Annotated in this window: 17 protein-coding genes and 1 tRNA gene; 6 read left to right on the top strand and 12 right to left on the bottom strand. The window is 42.1% G+C overall.

Going from position 1 to position 17,799, the window contains the following annotated elements:
* Positions 1–73 (top strand) — tRNA-Gln (locus tag NG22_RS12340).
* 1,110 nt (positions 74–1,183) lie between these two features.
* On the opposite strand, the gene NG22_RS12335 is transcribed toward NG22_RS12340, so the two are convergent.
* Positions 1,184–1,570, bottom strand: coding sequence for a DUF6249 domain-containing protein (locus NG22_RS12335; RefSeq protein WP_053406008.1), 387 nt, complete (start codon positions 1,568–1,570; stop codon positions 1,184–1,186).
* A 344-nt stretch (positions 1,571–1,914) separates the two neighbouring features.
* On the opposite strand from NG22_RS12335, the gene NG22_RS12330 reads away from it, so the two are divergent.
* Together NG22_RS12330 and NG22_RS12325 are read left to right on the top strand one after the other, a co-directional pair.
* The gene (locus NG22_RS12330) at positions 1,915–2,553 is read left to right on the top strand and encodes an RNA polymerase sigma factor (RefSeq protein ID WP_053406007.1); all 639 of its coding nucleotides are present in this window, start codon (positions 1,915–1,917) and stop codon (positions 2,551–2,553) included.
* Entirely contained in the window at positions 2,550–2,954 is a 405-nt protein-coding gene (locus NG22_RS12325; protein ID WP_053406006.1) for a hypothetical protein, read from the top strand. Before NG22_RS12330 ends, NG22_RS12325 begins: the two co-directional genes overlap by 4 nt.
* A gap of 302 nt (positions 2,955–3,256) precedes the next feature.
* Here NG22_RS12325 and hemB read toward each other — a convergent pair whose 3' ends face one another.
* The 5 genes from hemB to NG22_RS12300 form a co-directional block, all read right to left on the bottom strand.
* On the bottom strand, positions 3,257–4,240 hold the full coding sequence (gene hemB / locus NG22_RS12320; RefSeq protein WP_053406005.1) for a porphobilinogen synthase: 984 nt from the start codon (positions 4,238–4,240) through the stop codon (positions 3,257–3,259).
* 510 nt (positions 4,241–4,750) lie between these two features.
* A complete protein-coding gene (locus tag NG22_RS12315) occupies positions 4,751–5,479 on the bottom strand; it encodes a hypothetical protein (protein ID WP_053406004.1) in 729 nt (242 codons plus the stop codon).
* 276 nt (positions 5,480–5,755) lie between these two features.
* Positions 5,756–6,829 (bottom strand): cytochrome d ubiquinol oxidase subunit II, encoded by a 1,074-nt coding sequence (cydB, locus tag NG22_RS12310; RefSeq protein ID WP_053406003.1) that lies wholly within the window; start codon positions 6,827–6,829, stop codon positions 5,756–5,758.
* Positions 6,830–6,868: 39 nt separating this feature from the next.
* A complete protein-coding gene (locus NG22_RS12305) occupies positions 6,869–8,251 on the bottom strand; it encodes a cytochrome ubiquinol oxidase subunit I (protein WP_053406002.1) in 1,383 nt (460 codons plus the stop codon).
* Positions 8,252–8,253: 2 nt separating this feature from the next.
* Positions 8,254–8,487, bottom strand: coding sequence for a hypothetical protein (locus tag NG22_RS12300; protein ID WP_053406001.1), 234 nt, complete (start codon positions 8,485–8,487; stop codon positions 8,254–8,256).
* 300 nt (positions 8,488–8,787) lie between these two features.
* On the opposite strand from NG22_RS12300, the gene NG22_RS12295 reads away from it, so the two are divergent.
* Complete coding sequence (locus tag NG22_RS12295) at positions 8,788–9,297, top strand: metallophosphoesterase (protein WP_053406000.1); 510 nt, start codon at positions 8,788–8,790, stop codon at positions 9,295–9,297.
* 63 nt (positions 9,298–9,360) lie between these two features.
* Here NG22_RS12295 and NG22_RS17950 read toward each other — a convergent pair whose 3' ends face one another.
* The gene (locus NG22_RS17950; RefSeq protein WP_172674377.1) at positions 9,361–9,504 is read right to left on the bottom strand and encodes a hypothetical protein; all 144 of its coding nucleotides are present in this window, start codon (positions 9,502–9,504) and stop codon (positions 9,361–9,363) included.
* 215 nt (positions 9,505–9,719) lie between these two features.
* On the opposite strand from NG22_RS17950, the gene hisS reads away from it, so the two are divergent.
* Entirely contained in the window at positions 9,720–11,087 is a 1,368-nt protein-coding gene (gene hisS, locus NG22_RS12290) for a histidine--tRNA ligase (RefSeq protein WP_053405999.1), read from the top strand.
* Positions 11,088–11,137: 50 nt separating this feature from the next.
* Here the strand turns inward: hisS and NG22_RS12285 are convergent, their stop codons facing one another.
* The 4 genes from NG22_RS12285 to recQ all read right to left on the bottom strand — a co-directional run bounded on the left by NG22_RS12285 (position 11,138) and on the right by recQ (position 15,341).
* On the bottom strand, positions 11,138–11,530 hold the full coding sequence (locus NG22_RS12285) for a HEPN domain-containing protein (protein WP_172674376.1): 393 nt from the start codon (positions 11,528–11,530) through the stop codon (positions 11,138–11,140).
* 14 nt (positions 11,531–11,544) lie between these two features.
* Positions 11,545–11,877 (bottom strand): hypothetical protein, encoded by a 333-nt coding sequence (locus NG22_RS12280; protein WP_053405997.1) that lies wholly within the window; start codon positions 11,875–11,877, stop codon positions 11,545–11,547.
* 249 nt (positions 11,878–12,126) lie between these two features.
* Complete coding sequence (locus tag NG22_RS12275; protein ID WP_053405996.1) at positions 12,127–13,032, bottom strand: SDR family oxidoreductase; 906 nt, start codon at positions 13,030–13,032, stop codon at positions 12,127–12,129.
* A gap of 113 nt (positions 13,033–13,145) precedes the next feature.
* The gene (recQ, locus tag NG22_RS12270; protein WP_301280967.1) at positions 13,146–15,341 is read right to left on the bottom strand and encodes a DNA helicase RecQ; all 2,196 of its coding nucleotides are present in this window, start codon (positions 15,339–15,341) and stop codon (positions 13,146–13,148) included.
* A 336-nt stretch (positions 15,342–15,677) separates the two neighbouring features.
* Between recQ and NG22_RS12265 the strand changes: the two genes are divergently transcribed.
* Positions 15,678–16,760, top strand: coding sequence for a mannose-1-phosphate guanylyltransferase (locus NG22_RS12265; protein WP_053405995.1), 1,083 nt, complete (start codon positions 15,678–15,680; stop codon positions 16,758–16,760).
* Between the two features lie 46 nt (positions 16,761–16,806).
* On the opposite strand, the gene rlmB is transcribed toward NG22_RS12265, so the two are convergent.
* Positions 16,807–17,583 carry a 23S rRNA (guanosine(2251)-2'-O)-methyltransferase RlmB gene (rlmB, locus tag NG22_RS12260; RefSeq protein ID WP_053405994.1) on the bottom strand — a complete coding sequence of 259 codons (777 nt, stop codon included), beginning with the start codon at positions 17,581–17,583 and terminating at the stop codon, positions 16,807–16,809.
* Positions 17,584–17,799 lie beyond the last annotated feature (216 nt).

Raw genomic sequence — 17,799 nt, 5'->3', positions numbered from 1 at the left:
TGCCCGATGGTGTAACTGGCAACACGTCTGATTTTGGTTCAGAAGAGTCTAGGTTCGAGCCCTAGTCGGGCAACAAAAAAGCCGCTTTCTTATTACAGAGAGCGGCTTTTTTTGTTGGAGTCACTTTTAGTTTTTCTGGCTTACTTCAATAACACGGTGGAGTTCCACCCGGTGAAGTCTAAAAAGCTCGCGCACAGCATCGGAATTTGATCTTGCTTTGAGCTTTAGGAAAGCTACGCCTTTTGGGGATTGATATTTAATAGTGTACATGATAGTGGGGGATTAAATGAACAAAATTATTATGCTTTCCTCAAGGAAAAATGTAAAGTTTCAGCCTCTTGTTGAGGGTGAGTTTCCTGTGATTGTATTGCAATATAGTAAGGGGGAATTGGTTAAAAAAGCGCATTTGTCATGGTGTAAGAAAGTTCTTTAAATTGTATTGTATTGGTTTTGAGTGAGTTGTTTGTGGTTAAACGAGTTGTGAGATTTACGGGGAACCTCCTTTTTTATTTAGTTTCCTTTATAGTACAAAAGAATTTTGTTGCGTAGTTTCCAAAAAAAAGTGAGATTCATTGAAAATGAAGGTTTCGGTAATTTTTGATTGCGTTTTCTGACAGATTCAAAATAATTTTTAAGAGCTCCTTTAGTCAGGCTATTCAAAATGTTCAATTTTAAGTAAAATTTAATGTCCTGATTTTTAATGAGGTAGTTTTGATATTTCTAGATAAGGAAGTATGAAATCATTCCTCATTTAATTTGAAAAATCCAATTGGAAAAATAGCTTAAATAGCTCAACAGGTCATCGAACGGAGCATTTTGTGCTTGATGTAAAGGCTTATGTGTTGAATTTTAGGGCTTTGTCTTCAATGTAGGGTTTGTGGGGAAGCTGTATGATTTTTCTGAATTTGTTTATTTTGGTAGAAAGAAGCCATGGAGTGACTGCAGGCAATAAGAGTGTGTTTATGGTCAAAATTCGAAGGGAAAATTTGAAGAATCGAGGATTATGGCATAAATAATCCGGCTTAGTTGTTTCTCTTTTACTGGCACGAATGAGGTCGGTTATTATTAGGAGCAGTATTTTATCCTGCATCAGGCCTCAATTTTGAAGCTGGAAAGAGAAGAAGATTTATTCGAAAAAAAGGCCTTCCGGATTGGGAAGGCCTTTTTTCTGAAGTAATTGGTTTTAAAAGGGTGAAGAGGAATCCTCTTCTTTTTCTTTTTGCTCAATTTTGCTCGCTATGAAATAGTAGGTTAATAGTCCTAAGCCACCTCCAATAATCATCAGGAAGATATTGACCGGAGACTGGAGGAAATCGGAGAAATCCTGTCCACCCTGAATAAAGAAGCCAATAATTCCCCCCAGGCCTACGCCCAAAGCCAATAAGGCATTTTTGAGGGAGCTAAAACGATTTTTTCTTTCAGGTCCTTTCATCAGGTCTGTGGGATCCATTCCCTTCTCAATCATGGCTAAACGTTCCCGATTCCGAGCGGTGGTCAGGATATAAACGATGCCAAAAACCATCAAAAAAGCGGAAAGCGGGACTAAAATTGGAATTAATAAAGGACTCATAGCTTTAAATTTAAATGTTGTTTTGCTGTTTTTCGCCCTTTTGATGCCAGCTGGTTAAGGATGGTTACAAAAATTCCTTTTTTTTTCATCAGCCTGATGAAGGAGTTAACCCCAATTATTTAACGATAAATTCATTAACTAAGCATAAGCGACTTATTTTCAGTTTATTGTGATTTATTTTCTTTGATTTATAATGGCCCAAATGTGGGCAAGCTTGCTTTCTCCTCATTCCTCTGTTTCGTTGGAAAAAACTCGAAATAGGAAACTACTCCTACATTTTTTTCGCCTTACAGCTAAACGAGGATTTAAGCATAAATAATTCGGGTTAATATGGTCAATCCGGGTTGGGGAAATTTTTTCAAGAAAAATGCTTAACTTCTGTAACCGCAGCTTCTGATAGCGCATCCAATGGACAGATGTTGAATACTGATACTGAAAACACCATATTGAACCAAATACGGCAGGGAAACTATAGCCGGGCTACGCTTTTGATTGATCATCATAAAGAGATGGTGTATCAAATCTGCTATCGGATTTTATTGAATCATGCCGATGCAGAAGAAGCAGCTCAGGATAGTTTTTTGAAAGCCTTTGAAGCCCTGGATCAGTTTCGGGGGGAGGCTAAGTTTTCCACCTGGCTTTACCGTATTGCTTATAATATGGCCCTGGGTAAAAACAGGCAAAATTCCCGTCGGTCCGTATGGGAATGGGTGACGGATCAATTACCGGATCGGCAACAGGGTCCTGATGCCGCTGAGATGATGGAGCAGGAAGACCGAAAGGAGCAGGTTCATGCGGCGATCAGCCAGCTACCGGAAGAGGAAAGGGTGATTATTTCCCTATATTATTTGGAGGAAATGAGTACGAAGGAAATTGCCGAGGTGGTGAATATTAAGCCGAATCTGGTGAAGGTGAGATTACACCGGAGCCGGAAAAAGCTGGAAGAAAAATTGTCCAATCGAAAAAGTATGTTTGCCTTATGAGCGAGTTAGATAATAAAAAAGACTGGGAAAAGGATTTAATATCAGGCTTGAAATCTACTCCACGATTATCTTCTGATTTTAGTCAGCGGGTTTTGCATAATATGCAACATCCTGCGATGGTCGTGCCGATGAAGCATTATAGCCCACTGATATCAAAGCGTATATGGGTGTTGTTGCTGGTCTTGGTGCTGGCCCTTGGCGGTGTTGTGTTGATGATGGCGCCTGCTCAATCGGTATCCACTGCGGCAGATAGCTTTTGGATGAATTGGGCCTTGGAGATGAGTGCTCTATACCAAAGCCAGGACATAATCATGGGGGCTTTTTTATTAGCTTTAAGTGGTTTAGTTTTGAGCTTGATGGATCAGAAGTTCAAGAAAATATTTAGCTCAATGAGCATTTAAACCGAAATATTTGCCACTGGATTATCTAAAGAAGAAGTAATCGCTCAATTTTTAATTTGTTTTGAGTGGTTTTACTGATAGTTAAATCGTCCGAATTGGGGTGAGCTTGCTTGCTCCTCATTTCGTCAGCTTCCCTGGAATAAACTTGAAATAGGAAAAACTCCTACATTTTTTTCGTCCTGGGCTAAGTGAGGATTTAAACATCAATAATCCGGCATAAACTTGAATAATTGAGCTAAACGAAATAATTGGTAAAAAAAATAAAGCCTGTCTACTCGGACAGGCTTTATTTTTATCTTCAATTATCGGTTGTTTTTTTGCCATTCGGCAAATTCCTTGGCGTGATAGGTCAGGATAATATCTGCTCCGGCACGCTTCATGGATAATAAGGTCTCCAGCATAATGCGTTCACCGTCTAACCAGCCTTTTTCTGCAGCCGCTTTGACCATGGCATATTCGCCACTGACATTATAGCATGAGATCGGAATATCGAAGTTATCTTTTAAGGTGCGAATAACATCCAAATAAGCCAATGCCGGTTTCACCATTAGGAAATCTGCCCCTTCCTGAAAATCCAGCTCTCCTTCCAGAATCGCTTCCTTACGATTGGCCGGATCCATTTGGTAGGTTTTTTTATCACCGAATTTTGGTGCAGAATCCAAAGCATCACGGAAAGGACCGTAATAGGCAGAAGCATATTTGGCCGTATAAGACATGATGCTGGTGTTGGTGAATCCTGCTGCATCCAAAGCCGCACGAATATGCGCCACACGGCCATCCATCATATCTGAGGGGCCAATGATATCTGCTCCGGCTTGTGCTTGCACCACGGCCATTTTACCTAAAACCTCCAGGGTCTCATCATTCAGGATTTGTCCATTTTCAACAATGCCATCGTGTCCGTCCGAAGAATAAGGGTCCATGGCCACGTCAGTCATCAGGCAGCATTCCGGAAATCGCGCTTTAATACCGGCCAGGGTCTGGATGTAAATACCTTCAGGATTTAATCCTTCCGTAGCCATCTTATCTTTTTTGTCCTCGGAAAGGGAAGGGAAAACATCAAAACTGCGAACGCCCAAATTCATGCATTCTTCAATTTCTTTGTACAACAGGTCTTGTGACCATCGGTAGATGCCGGGCATTGAAGCCACTTCTTCCTTTTTATTACTTCCTTCAATCAGGAAGAGGGGGAAAATAAGATCTGAAGTATTCACCTGCGTCTCCGCTACCATTTGGCGTACGGCATCCGACTTACGGTTTCTCCTTGGTCTACGAGATAAATCCATATTAACGTATTTTGTATTGACTGCAATTTAAGGATTTCGTTGGATGGTTGATGATAATCACGGTTTTTTCATAAAACTACAAATAATATGAAAGATCTAGTTCCCAATGAGGGTCTAATTGATTTGAGCGCTTGTTTATGAGTTAGATTACTATCTTTTAGGGTATTAACTTAATAGTATAAAATTTTCCACATCAACAACCGGCCTTGATCAATGGGCGGAAAGACAAAGGTTCTGCTGGCGATAAGAAGGCATCACAGCGACATTTTAGCCCTATTTTACCAGACTCCTGCCTGCTCGAAATGTCGCCTTGATGGATTCCGTCAGCAGGTTCTTTGTCCCGCCGACATTGATCACAAGCCTTGATTTTTTTGTTTCGTTTTTTATCAAGAAAAAATGAAAAAGAAACGATTGATAATTAAATATAAGGTGTTGAATGGCTGATTTATCTTTTTATGAAAAAGCCCTGTGGTGATAACAAAAGCCGGAAGTATTTCCGGCTTGAAATTTCTACTGGCAAGTGATGGAGGGATTGAGAATAGCGTCGGTAGCATCTGCTTCATTCACATTTTCATGGAAGAGACTGAAGCGGTCAATGGCAAAACCTTTTGATCGGCCGGAAATTTCCACGGTATAGATCCCGGCTTTTTCAAAAGTGGCAAATACCGCATGGGCATCGTTATCAGAGGTATTGGAAATCCATGCCCACTCATTCAGTTTATTGAGGTAGATCTTAAACCATCCCTCTTTTCCGGACCCATTTGGGTTAGGGGTTTTGCCAGAGTCTTTGGGGTAGACGTAAGAACCATTCTTGGCTTTATAGCCGAAGAAATCCGTGGCATCTGCCATTCTAAGCCAGGCATCATTGGCGTCAGAACCGGAGTTCCCTTCGTTGATTCTACCCCGCCAAAGGAATCGATAGGTTCCGGGAGTGTTTACTTGTATCCGGTAGGTTAAAAGGCCATTTCCCGGATTATTGTAAGCCGTTTCACCTTCCCACTGCAAATAGCCCTTTCCTGTAAAATCAGGGCTTTCTGTTTTTAATCCCCATCCTTCCCCAATGGTAGTGTTTTCCATTTCAACAGTGATGATCCCATCTACTTCCTGGTAAATGTGTTCCGAAGGGTCGGAGCAAGGGCTGTTGATGTCATGATCATCTTCAGAGGAACAGGCGGCAAACAGGGTGATCAGAAGAAGTAGACTTTCCCACCTTAATAATGAGGTGCTTGATAATTTCATCTTTTTAAATTGAGTTAGGTTAATTGAAGGTTCGAATAAATAAAATATTATCAATAAATAGTAATGTCAGTGATTTTTATTTCTCTTTTTATAAGTGTGTTTGAATGTGTCTGTTGGGGGAGATTAAATTTACTGAGGATAGGTTTATGAAATAAATACCAACCATGCTTTAATTTACCAATTTGGGGTGTTGGTGGGGTTTGGTTGACTGTTAGGTGTTGATGGGATAAAAAAAAGACCGGAAGCACCGGTCTTTTTAAACGTTATAAAATATTATTAATAACTCTGGTCATCAATTTTGGTCTTGCCCTTATAAGTCCAATAAATAAGGGAAGTATAAATTCCGACGAAAGGCATACCGAAAATGGCGACTTTAAACATGGTTTCTAGTGTATATTCCGAAGAGGCTGAATTGTAAATATTCAGGCTGTTGGCAGGATCATTGGCTACGACCAGGTTCGGGAATACACCCAAAGCGAAAAGCATGATCAGTGCCGCAATGGTACAAGAACTGGAAATAAAAGCCTGATGGTATTTCCCTTTTACAATGGTTCTCGGAATGTTCATGATGGACAAGACATTTAAGCCAATCACCAACCAGGCAAATACGGAGACAATGGTCTGGTAATCCTTGATCAGATGGTGTTGAGGGTTAGTGGCTGCCACTTTTCCAAAAGAGAAGTTAGCCAACATTTCCGGTTTTAAATAAAGGGTCATACCGGTGAGGACCACAAAAAGGGTGACGAAAACGAAATAAGCATTCATCGTGTAACGCTTCATATCGGCTTGTAATTTTCCCTCTGTTTTGATCAACAGGTAAACTCCACCATGCATGGTAAACATCACCAAATTGAAAACGCCCGTCATCAGGGTATATGGCGTAAACAAGGCCAGGAAAGTTCCATGGTACTCCTTGTCCGGGCCAATTTCAATGCCCATGATAATATTTCCAATCGCTACCCCAAAAACTACCGCAGCGATTACGGAACCAATAAAGAAATTAAAATCCCAGGTTTTACGCCAGGTGGTATTTTCTTCTTTGGAGCGGAACTCGATGGAGACCGCCCGGAATATCAGGGCGACCAGTACAAACATTAAAGCCAGATAAAATGAGGAGAAGGCGGTGGCGTAAACTTCTGGGAAAGCGGCAAAAAGGGCTCCTCCGGCAGTAATCAGCCAAACCTCATTCCCATCCCATACCGGACCAATGGAGTTCAGCATGATTCTCCGGTCATGATCCGTCTTGGATAATAAATGCAAGGCGCCAACCCCTAAATCAAAGCCATCCAGAATGGCGTACCCAATCAATAGAATTCCTACCAACAGGTACCATACTACATGATAATCCATAGTGCAATAATTTGATATTTATTAATGAGCAGAGCCGCCTTACAGCCCTTTTAATCCTTCAATTTTCTTACCCTTGTGGGAGTATCCCGCTTCTACACCGTGATCTTCCCCACCCGGTCCGTGTTTGATCTCACGGTCTAAAACATACAACCAAACGAAGAAAAGCAATGCGTAAACGATCATGAACATGATCAAAGAAGTTAAAACCTCCGGAGCGGTAACACTCTTTGATACGGCATCCTTGGTTTTTAATAAACCGTACACCACCCACGGCTGTCGACCCATTTCAGCGGAGAACCAGCCCAATTGGTTGGCGATTACCGGTAGTACGACTGCAGCCACATAGCCTTTCATCAGCCAATCCTGGTTAAAGAGCTGCTTGCGGTAAAGCAGGAAGCAAGAGAATAAAGTCAAGCCGATGAGCAGCATACCGATTCCTACCATGATGTGATAAGTCTGGAATACCGCCGCCGCCTTTGGCCATTCCTCTTTCGGGAATTCATTTAGGCCTTTTACGGGTGCATCCAGATCACCATGCGTCAGGAAGCTTAACATGCCCGGGATGGCCAGGCCGACGGTTTCCTGCGTTTCCGGATCGGTAAATCCGAATAGGTAAAGCGGCGCTCTTTCCGTGGTTTCATAAAGGCCTTCATAAGCGGCTAATTTTGCCGGCTGATATTCTGCCACCTGCTCGGCATGGCTGTGCCCAATGGCTAATTGTCCCAGTGCCGCAATCGTAGAAACGATTAATGCAATGGTGAATGATTTTTTGGCAAATTCTTCATATTGCTTTTTCAAAATAAAGTAAGCCGAAACGGAAAGTACCAGAAATGCTCCCTGAAGGAATGCTCCTACGACCACGTGTTCAAAACGAAGCATGGCCGATGGGTTAAAGACCATACCCCAGAAGTCGGTAATTACCGCTCTGGTGACACCATCCAATGTTTCCAGTTTATAGGCGACCGGCGTCTGTTGCCAGGAGTTCGCAACCACAATCCAGAAAGCGGACATGGTAGATCCCAGGAATACCATTATGGTGGAGAACAAGTGCGTGCGTTTGCTTACACGGTTCCAGCCAAAAAGCAGGATGGCTAAAAAGCCCGATTCCAGGAAGAAGGCAAAAATACCCTCTGCAGCCAAAGGAGAGCCAAAAATATCTCCTACAAAACGCGCATAAGTGGACCAGTTGGTACCAAACTCAAACTCCAGTACAATACCGGTGGCTACCCCGACGGAGAAGTTGGCGGCAAATACTTTAATCCAGAAACGAGTAATACGCTCCCATACTTCTTTGCCGGTGATCAGGTATAGGGATTCAAAAATGACCAATAAGAGGCCCATCCCAATACTGAAAGGAGGAAAAAGGTAATGGAAGGAAGCCGTGAAAGCGAATTGAAATCGCGATAGTAGTTCAACGTCCATAATTATGATTTATCTGTTTTTTGTTTTTTTCGGAATAGTTCGTCACGAAAATAGATCGTAAATGAACCAGCGCTGAATAATAAGCCAAAGACCCATCGGAGGAACTTCTTCCAACCCATGCCCAAAACTTCTTCCGGCATGCCCGGAAGGTTGGCAAATAGATAGAAACTGAAGAAGCAAATCATCACCCAGGCAAATATGAGCTGGGCTGTATTATTTTTGGACGCTTTATTCATAGCATAAAGAAGTATTCATGGCGCGAAATTCGGCATTAGTCAGCTTGAAAGGTCATTTTAGAGACTGAATTTTGTATCAATTAAAATGATTTGCGCATAAGGTTTGTTGATGCCAAAAATCCATAGAATATGCCTTTAAATCAAAATTTAAAGGTTTTTTAATTTGATCGTTTGGGGAATTTTGAATTATCAAAGACTTTTTTGTTCGTCAATTATTAATAATCCTGTAGAATGCTGTAAAATTGATTTTTTTAAAAAAATGATGCTTTTAGTAATTTAGAATAAAACGATAAATTAAAGATGAAAATAGGACTATTGTCAGACACTCATGGTTTTTTGGATGAGCGTGTGTTTGAGTATTTTAAGGATTGCGATGAGGTTTGGCATGCAGGCGATATTGGGGATTGGGAATTGCTGGAGCAGTTGGAGGACTTTAAGCCCCTTCGGGCAGTTTATGGGAATATTGACGGCGGCAAATTACGGCAGGAATTACCCGAAGATTTATTTTTTGAGGTAGAAGGCCTGAAAGTCTGGATGACGCATATCGGTGGTTATCCCGGAAAATATGCAGCCAGAGTGAGAAATATATTAAAAAGTCAAGGGGCGCCGGATCTGTTTATTTGTGGGCATTCTCATATTCTGAAGGTGATGGCAGATCCAAAATTCGGGAATATGTTATGCATGAATCCGGGAGCGGCAGGTCGGCATGGCTTTCATAAAGTCCGGACTTTGCTGAGGTTTGAAGTAAATGCCGGGCGGCCGGAAAAGTTGGAGGTGATAGAATTGGGAGCGCGCTCAGCCCTGAAATAAAGGATAATAAAAAAGCAGCACCTTTGCGGGATGCTGCTTTTTAACAGAGATCAAAAACTGATCTTATGCTTCGAATTGTTTTTTCAATTCTTCTACATCAACTTTTTTGATAACAGGCTTCGCACATGCGTGAGCAATAGCTTTGTTAAGGTTTTTAGCAACCGCCTTGTTTCTTTTTCCTTTACGGACTAGTCTAGTAACTGCCATGTCTTTATTTATTATGATTTTATATGATTCTTACAAACGGACTGCAAATTTAAGGGATTGTCACTAAAAAACTAATTAACGCCCCAAAAAAAATCACAAAAACTTGAAAATCAACGGGCGTTGGAACGGAAAAAAGCGGTCATTCGCTTATTAATCGCTTCCCATTTTGTATTTTTGCACTCTAAAATTACGTGACATATTTTCAATAAGCATCAATGGCAGTACAAAAACCGTCCATACCTAAAGGAACCAGAGATTTCGGACCAGAAAAGATGGTTCGCAGAAATTATATTTTTTCGATCATCAGATCTGTTTTTGAACAATTCGGTTATATGCCGTTGGAGACTCCAACCATGGAAAACCTTTCCGTATTAACCGGAAAGTATGGTGATGAGGGAGACCAGCTGATATTTAAAATGCTGAATTCCGGTGATTATTTGAAGAAAACATCGGTGGCTGATTACGAAGCAGGATCGAAGACTTTACTTCCGAAAATTGCCGAGAAAGGCTTGCGTTATGACCTAACGGTACCCTTTGCCCGTTATGTGGTCATGAATCGAAATGATATTACTTTCCCTTTCAAACGTTATCAGATTCAGCCGGTATGGCGTGCGGATCGTCCGCAGAAAGGTCGTTATAGAGAGTTCTTTCAGTGTGATGCGGATGTGGTGGGGACGGATAGCCTGATTTGTGAGGCGGAAATCATCCAGATGATCAATAAAGTATTCGCCGGCCTGAATATTACAGATTATTCCATCAAAATGAATAACCGTAAAATTCTAAGCGGTATTGTAGAGACCATCGGCGCCCCGGGGAAAGAGACGGATTTTTGTGTAGCGATTGATAAGCTGGATAAAATCGGGTTTGATAAGGTGTTGGAGGAATTGGCAGAACGCGGGTTCTCAGAAGATGCTGTGGAGCAGGCCAAGCCTATTTTGAAGATGGCCGGCAGCAATGAGGAACTTTTGGCCGAGAGCAAAGAGCTTTTGGCACTTTCTGCAGATGGTTCGAAAGGAGTAGAAGAATTGGAGGAAATCTTCACCTACCTGAAAAAGTTTGGGGTAGAAGATCACCATGTGGATTTTGATTTAACTTTGGCCCGAGGACTTTCTTATTATACCGGAGCGATCTTCGAGGTTAAGGTGAATAATGTATCCATTGGCTCGGTGAGTGGTGGTGGTCGCTATGACAACCTGACCGGCGTATTTGGCTTACCGGATGTACCTGGCGTTGGATTCTCTTTTGGCGTGGATCGTATTTATGATGTAATGGAAGAGTTGGATTTGTTTCCAAAAGATAATTTGGTCACTACCCAGCTGATGATTGTGAACTTTGATGAGGAATCAGAAACGCATGGTTTGGGCTTGCTGGCACAATTCCGTGAGGCGGGAATTAAATCTGAGATTTTCCCTTCCTCAGCCAAGCTGAAAAAGCAGATGAACTATGCCAATAAGAAATCTATTCCATATGTATTGATGGTGGGCTCTGAGGAGATTGCCAATGGGGCTTACACTTTGAAGAATATGGAGACTGGAGAGCAGGATAAATTGAGTGTTGCGGAGATTATTGAAAAACTGAATTAAAGCACTGTCTTTTAGATGAAATGAGGAAGCCACTTTGAGGAGTGGCTTTTTTATTGTCGGAAGTATTCTAGCATCTCTTGTATGAAGAGTGCGCTTTCCTGATAAATGATTTCCGTTCCTTCTTTGTAAATATTAAAAAAATCCTGGTAGTCCGCCTGATTTCGTTTGTTGGCAAGGAAATTATAAAAAATGATGTTGTCTTGTGTGAAACATTTTTGCTGTGCCTGAATTTCGTTAAGTTTTCGGACAATGCCGCTATGTGATTTTGGTTGGATTCCTTTACTTAATAAATAGGCACTGGCTGCATAAAAACAAGCATAATAGCTTCTGTTGATGGCAGAAAGGAAAAAGTTATGCTTTAAAAGCAGACTTACCTCTTGAAGCATCAGTTGAGAACGGGAAAGTCGGTATCGGCAATTAGGGGAATGGTAGTTGTTGGGCATGATGCAAATAAAGGTTATATGACTAACGCTCCTTTCTTTATATTGTAAAGTTCCGGCTGTTCTTTTGAAATGCGTTCCCATGATTTTTTGGAAAGAAAAAGGGGTCTGATCAAAAAGCCATGGTAAATGCCCAAATCAAAAAGAGGCTTACTGATTTCCAGTTCTTTTTTTAAGCTTATTTTTTCCTTATCCAATAATATGATCAAATGTAGCTCATTCTCAGGGTTAGGCTTATTGTGGATAAAAGGTCCATAGACCAAAACCTCTAAATTTGATTGAATAGAAGTAATGGCAGTTTTAAGTCTTCCAAGGAGTTCTTTATCCGAAAGGATTAGTTCTTGTTCCATGTTTCGTCAACGGGATAATGTTTCCAATTGTTTTTAGCCAAAAAATTTGTCGCATTTCAACTTAGCGCCTAAGAATTAAAAAGGCCCCAATCGAAATTGAGGGCCTTTTTTGTCCCGAATAGTTATTTGGGGTTTTATGTCATTACCCTTATTTGGGGTGGGAAATGTTAGGGAAATAGCCTTCAGTTAAGCTTGTATGGTCTTCAACTATCTGCTTACGGTATGGTGATGAAAATAAGCGAATTCCTCCTACCCTTTTCGATTACTTATCTGCTCATGTAGGATTTTGATGCCCTCCTCAAAGCTGTGCGGCTCATAGCCCAAAATCTCTCTTGCTTTATTGATGTTAAAACCGGTTTTGGCCGGGCGCTTAGCGGTTTGCTGGAAAATACTGCCATCTACTTTCTCAATGTAGGATTTATCCAGTTGGAAATAATCGCAGGTCATCATGGCCATATCGTAAGGGGTTAGCAGGTCTTTGCCGGATATATTGAAAATACCTTCCGCTTGCTTTTCGGCAATCAACCAGCAGCCCATCGCTAAATCTTCTGCCAGGGTTGGCGTCCTCCATTGATCATCCACGATCTTCAGGTCTTTACCCTGTTCTATGGAGTTTTTTACCCAAAGGATGATGTTGGAGCGGCTCATATCATGGGCAATGCCATAAACCAGAACGGTTCTGGCAATGGCCCAACGGATGTTACTTTTCTGTAACAGCTCTTCCGCGGCCAATTTGCTCTCTCCATAATAACTTAACGGATTGGCGGAAGCTTCTTCATCATAAGGACCATCGGCTCCGTCAAAAATGAAATCAGTAGAAAGATGCAGAAGAAAAGCATTGTTTGCTTCCGAAGCTTTAATCAGGTGTTCGACGGCATTCACATTTAAATCCCAGCAGGCTTCCTTTTCGGTTTCGCATTGATCCACCTGTGTCATGGCCGCAGTATTGACAATCACATCAGGCTGATGAGTTTTAATGGTTTCCATTACCTCCTTGGCATTGCAAATGTCCATGGTTACATAGGTAAAGGTATCCGAATTGGGCAGGCGGCTGTTCCCTTTACCAGTGGCGATGATTTCCACTTCCTTTTCAGCCAGTAGGCCTACCAGTTTTTGCCCTAGGAGACCATTTGCTCCAGTGATAAGTATTTTCATTTTTGTTGATATAGGTTCACAAAAAAAGCGTTTACCTTTAGATCCGTATGGCCTTGCGATTGGTTCTCTCGCAGCCTGGAAAAGATAAACGCCTTAATGTAAGAATTCTAGTGTTAGTTGGCTAAATCCGAATAGATTTTGATGCGCATCAATCGGATTTCGTCCTCAGCAAAGTCTTCGCCTAATTCGTCCAATGCTTCTTCAATATCGTCTGTTTCGGCCGCCATGAAATAATCTCTCAGCTCGTCCTGCATTTCCTCATCCATAATATCTTCTAAAAAATAGTCGATATTCAGTTTAGTGCCGGAAAAACAGATATGTTCCATTTCTTCCAGTAGCTGGAAAAAATCCCAGTTTCGGCCTTCTGCCAACTCATCCAGATTCACCTTGCGGTCAATTTGCTGAATAATGAAGATTTTATCCTTGGAACGGTCACCAGCGGTTTTTACAGTAATCTCATCAGCAGTTTCAATGTCATTTTCACTAACATATTTATTGATGAGCTCGATGAATGGCTTTCCGAATTTAGCGGCCTTTCCTTGGCCAACACCCTGAATTTGCAACATGCCTTCCATGGTGCAGGGATAGGTAATGGCCATCTCTTCCAATGAAGGCTCAGAGAAAACGACATAAGGGGGAACCTTTTTCCGCTTGGCAACTTCTTTTCTCAAGGCCAAAAGCTGCCCAAACAGCACCTTATCATAGGATTTGGTGGTGATGGCTGGCACCTCGTCTTCCTCCGGCATATTGCGGTAGTCATGGCCTTTAGGGACCAATACCTCATGCGGATTTTCGATGAAGGCTTTTCCGGCATCGGTCATTTTCAGCACCCCATAATTATCAATATCCTTTTCCAGGAATTGGTTGATCATCGCCGCACGGAAAATGCTTTTCCAGTCCTCATCGGTATCTCCCTTTCCGAGTCCGTACACTTCCAGTTCATTGTGCTCATAGCTCATCACATACTGGTTTTGTGAGCCTCGAACTACATTAACCAGGTGGTTAATGCCGAATCGTTCTTTGGTCAACAGGCAGGTTTTAAGCGCAATGACTATTTCTTTTTGAGCGTTAAAGCGTTCCTTGGGGTTCTTACAATTATCGCAGAAACCACAATCCTTCTCGCGGTGCTCTCCAAAATAATGGAGTAATTGCTTCCTTCGGCAAACGGCGGACTCCGAAAAGGAGGCGACTTCTTCCAAAAGCATTTTGGCGTTTTCGCGCTCTGTAACCGGCTTATCTTTATTGAATTTTTCCAGCTTGACAATGTCATTATAGCTGTAGAAAAGCAAACAGTGACCATTCAGCCCATCCCGGCCCGCCCGACCTGTTTCCTGATAGTAGCCTTCCAAAGATTTTGGGGCATCATAGTGAATAACAAAGCGCACATCCGGCTTATCAATCCCCATGCCGAAGGCAATGGTGGCCACAATCACTTCCAGCTCTTCATTCAGGAAGTCGTCCTGGTTTTTCACCCGAAGCCCGGCTTCCAGTCCGGCATGATAAGGGGCCGCCTTTACGCCGTTTACCTTCAGGAGGTTGGCGACTTCTTCCACTTTCTTTCGGCTCAGGCAGTAGATGATGCCGGCCTGTCCCTTGCGGTCCAGGATGAATTTTATCAACTGCTTGTCAATATTTTTCTTGGGACGAACTTCGTAATACAGGTTTTCCCGATTAAAGGAAGACTTATAAAGTTTGGCATCTTCTAATCCCAGGTTGCGCTGAATATCCAGCTGTACCTTTGGAGTCGCCGTTGCAGTAAGGGCAATAATAGGCAGATCTCCAAACTGGGAAATGATCGAGCGGATTCTTCTGTACTCAGGGCGGAAATCATGTCCCCACTCCGAGATACAGTGTGCTTCATCAATGGCGACAAAAGAAATTTTGGCCTGTTTCAAAAACTCGACATTCTCCTCTTTTGTGAGGGATTCCGGCGCTACATAGAGGAGCTGTGCTTCTCCGGCCAATACTTTTTTCTTTACCCGGGTCATCTCGCCCTTGGTCAGGGTAGAGTTGAGCATGTAGGCGTCTATCCCCAATGCCCTTAGCTGATCTACCTGATTTTTCATCAGGGCAATCAATGGAGAAATGACAATTGCCGTCCCCTCCATCAGGAGTGCCGGTAATTGATAACACATGGATTTACCGGCCCCGGTAGGCATAATCACGAAGGTGTGATTCCCTGCCAGTAAATTTTCGATAATGGCTTCCTGGTTACCTCTGAATTGATCGTATCCAAAGACATCCTTTAATTTATCTGTTATTTTACTCAAGACCTTCTGCTGTTGTTCTGGTAAATAAATGGAAAGCACACCATGATGGGGGGAATCAATGTGCTGTCTATTTAATTTAATAAAAATTATTGTATTATTCTAATGAAATAGATCATTAGATCTTTGCCTAAAATGCGCTATTTTTACACTAGGCAGACTGACAGGTAGTTTGGAGAAAAATTTCCAATAGATTTGTGTAATCGACGTTGTACCTTATCAGGATTAGTTAATTAATATATGAATTTACGTTTTCTGAACTTTCTACAAAAGGAGTTTATTTCTTTTTTAAGTGTTTAGACCATAAATTCGTATTGCGCAATTGAAATGACAAATTTCACAAATTAAAGAAAGGTTATAATAATAAAATAAATCGGGATGTATAGTGAGAATAATTTCGTGGTGATCATGGCTGGAGGTATTGGTAGCAGGCTTTGGCCCTTTAGCCGAACGGACCGTCCCAAGCAATTTATGGATGTTTTCGGCTTAGGGAAATCACTATTGCAGCAAACCTATCATCGATTTTTACCGATTTGCCCCCGAAAGAATATTTTTGTGGTGACCCATGAGGATTACCGTGAGCTGGTACAGGAACAATTGCCGGAAATCGGGCAGGATCAATTATTACTGGAACCTCATAGAAGAAATACGGCGGCCTGTATAGCTTATGCTTGTTATAAAATTGCATCAGCCTATCCGAATGCCCGCATCGTGGTTTCTCCTTCTGATCATGCGATTTTCAAGGAGGAGGCTTTTCATAACTGTATTTTTACCGGTCTGGAATCGGTTATTGATCAGGATCGGTTGTTGACCATTGGTTTACGTCCGCATAAGGCGGAGACTTCTTATGGTTATTTACAATATCGGGATGGAGATGAAGCCACCATCAAAAAAGTGAAAACTTTCACGGAGAAGCCTTCCAAAGAAATGGCGGAACTTTTTGTGGAAAGTGGGGATTACGTTTGGAACTCAGGTATTTTTATCTGGAATGTGCAGGCGATTATCCGGGCATTGCGAAAGCATTTGCCGGATTTGGCAGATGTTTTTGAGGAAATGAAGGGGGATTATTTTACCACCGCTGAAGGAAAGTCCCTGCAAAAAGCCTATTCCCATTGCAAGAATATTTCTATTGATTACGGCTTGATGGAGAAGGCCGGAAATGTGGATGTGATTCTGGGTGATTTTGAGTGGACGGATTTAGGTTCTTTCCAGACCATCCATGAATTGAATCAGGAGAAAGAGGAAGGAAATACCGTTTTTGCCAATGCGATGCTCTTTGATGTAGAGGATTCCATGGTGGTCAGTGAAGATCCGGAGACGCTGGTAGTAGCAGAAGGGCTGGAGAACTATGTGGTGGCGGTCAGAGAAAAGTTAGTGGTGGTGGTGAAGAAAGGAAATGAACGCAACTACAAGAAGATTTTCAAGGCGGTGAAAAATAAAACCGGCAAAGAGTATCTGTAAAATAGTTCAGGTAAAAAAAAGGGAAGCTCATCAGGCTTCCCTTTTTTTATTTTATTCCTTTTTGGCGAACGGCTTCATAAATAATGACGCCCGCTGCAACGGATACATTCAAAGATTCAATTTTTCCTAAAATCGGAATTTTAGCCTTTTCATCAGCGCGTTTCAGGTATTCAGGAGAAACACCATCTTCCTCAGAACCCATTAAAATGGCAATCGGTTGATTGTAGTCCAACTCCGTATAAATTTGATCTGTCTTTTCTGTGGCCGCTACGACCTTGATGCCACTTTCCTGTAAATACGTAATGGTGTCCTTCAGGTAATCCTGACGCGTTACCGGGATGATGTTTAATGCGCCGGCGGAAGTTTTTACAGCATCCGCATTAATTTGCGCAGCTCCCTTGGAAGGAATAACGATCGCATCTACCCCTGCACATTCCGCTGTACGGCAAATGGCCCCGAAGTTGCGGACATCGGTCACGCGGTCCAGCATCAGAATGAAAGGATCTTTTCCTTTAGCATAACACTCGCTGATAATATTGTCCAAAGACTGGTAGGTTACCGCAGAAAGGTAAGCAATTGCTCCCTGATGATTTTTGCGGGTAATCCGGTTCAGTTTTTCAACCGGAACCTTGCTGATCGGAAGGCGAAATTCAATGGCAGTGTCTACCAACTCTTTCGTCAATTCGTTATTCAGCCCTTTTTGGATATACAGTCTGTCGATTTCTTTTCCAGCCCGAATGGCTTCGATAACGGCTCTTGTGCCAAAAATCATATCCGCCGTTTGCGGTTTTTTGCGGAAGTTTCCGCGGAACGTTCTTTCCATAAATCACTAGCTTTCTTTTGGAAGGTAAGCCTCTGCCTGCAAGAATAATGCAAAAATTCCCGGCTTGCCCTTCTCCGCTGCAAAGATAGCTGAATAGTTTTAGGAATTGTTCGCTGGCCCTGACTTTAAATAGGGAAATTACAAAAATGCCTTTTGGTACTAATGGGATTGAAGCGTTAAAGAGTAGGTAGCAAGCTCAGGCTAAAGCCGAATGAT

Origin of the sequence: Persicobacter sp. CCB-QB2 (assembly GCF_001274635.1) — a bacterium.
GTDB classification, from domain to species: domain Bacteria; phylum Bacteroidota; class Bacteroidia; order Cytophagales; family Cyclobacteriaceae; genus Persicobacter; species Persicobacter diffluens.
This window is presented reverse-complemented; position numbering and strand designations above follow the sequence as displayed.

Excerpts from the sequence above, each read along its gene's own strand:
- NG22_RS12335 (WP_053406008.1), bottom strand. The coding sequence starts at position 1,570 with ATGAGTCCTTTATTAATTCCAATTTTAGTCCCGCTTTCCGCTTTTTTG.
- NG22_RS12325 (WP_053406006.1), top strand. The coding sequence starts at position 2,550 with ATGAGCGAGTTAGATAATAAAAAAGACTGGGAAAAGGATTTAATATCA.
- hemB (WP_053406005.1), bottom strand. The coding sequence starts at position 4,240 with ATGGATTTATCTCGTAGACCAAGGAGAAACCGTAAGTCGGATGCCGTA.
- NG22_RS12315 (WP_053406004.1), bottom strand. The coding sequence starts at position 5,479 with ATGAAATTATCAAGCACCTCATTATTAAGGTGGGAAAGTCTACTTCTT.
- cydB (WP_053406003.1), bottom strand. The coding sequence starts at position 6,829 with ATGGATTATCATGTAGTATGGTACCTGTTGGTAGGAATTCTATTGATT.
- NG22_RS12305 (WP_053406002.1), bottom strand. The coding sequence starts at position 8,251 with ATGGACGTTGAACTACTATCGCGATTTCAATTCGCTTTCACGGCTTCC.
- NG22_RS12300 (WP_053406001.1), bottom strand. The coding sequence starts at position 8,487 with ATGAATAAAGCGTCCAAAAATAATACAGCCCAGCTCATATTTGCCTGG.
- NG22_RS12295 (WP_053406000.1), top strand. The coding sequence starts at position 8,788 with ATGAAAATAGGACTATTGTCAGACACTCATGGTTTTTTGGATGAGCGT.
- NG22_RS17950 (WP_172674377.1), bottom strand. The coding sequence starts at position 9,504 with ATGGCAGTTACTAGACTAGTCCGTAAAGGAAAAAGAAACAAGGCGGTT.
- hisS (WP_053405999.1), top strand. The coding sequence starts at position 9,720 with ATGGCAGTACAAAAACCGTCCATACCTAAAGGAACCAGAGATTTCGGA.
- NG22_RS12285 (WP_172674376.1), bottom strand. The coding sequence starts at position 11,530 with ATGCCCAACAACTACCATTCCCCTAATTGCCGATACCGACTTTCCCGT.
- NG22_RS12280 (WP_053405997.1), bottom strand. The coding sequence starts at position 11,877 with ATGGAACAAGAACTAATCCTTTCGGATAAAGAACTCCTTGGAAGACTT.
- NG22_RS12275 (WP_053405996.1), bottom strand. The coding sequence starts at position 13,032 with ATGAAAATACTTATCACTGGAGCAAATGGTCTCCTAGGGCAAAAACTG.
- NG22_RS12265 (WP_053405995.1), top strand. The coding sequence starts at position 15,678 with ATGTATAGTGAGAATAATTTCGTGGTGATCATGGCTGGAGGTATTGGT.
- rlmB (WP_053405994.1), bottom strand. The coding sequence starts at position 17,583 with ATGGAAAGAACGTTCCGCGGAAACTTCCGCAAAAAACCGCAAACGGCG.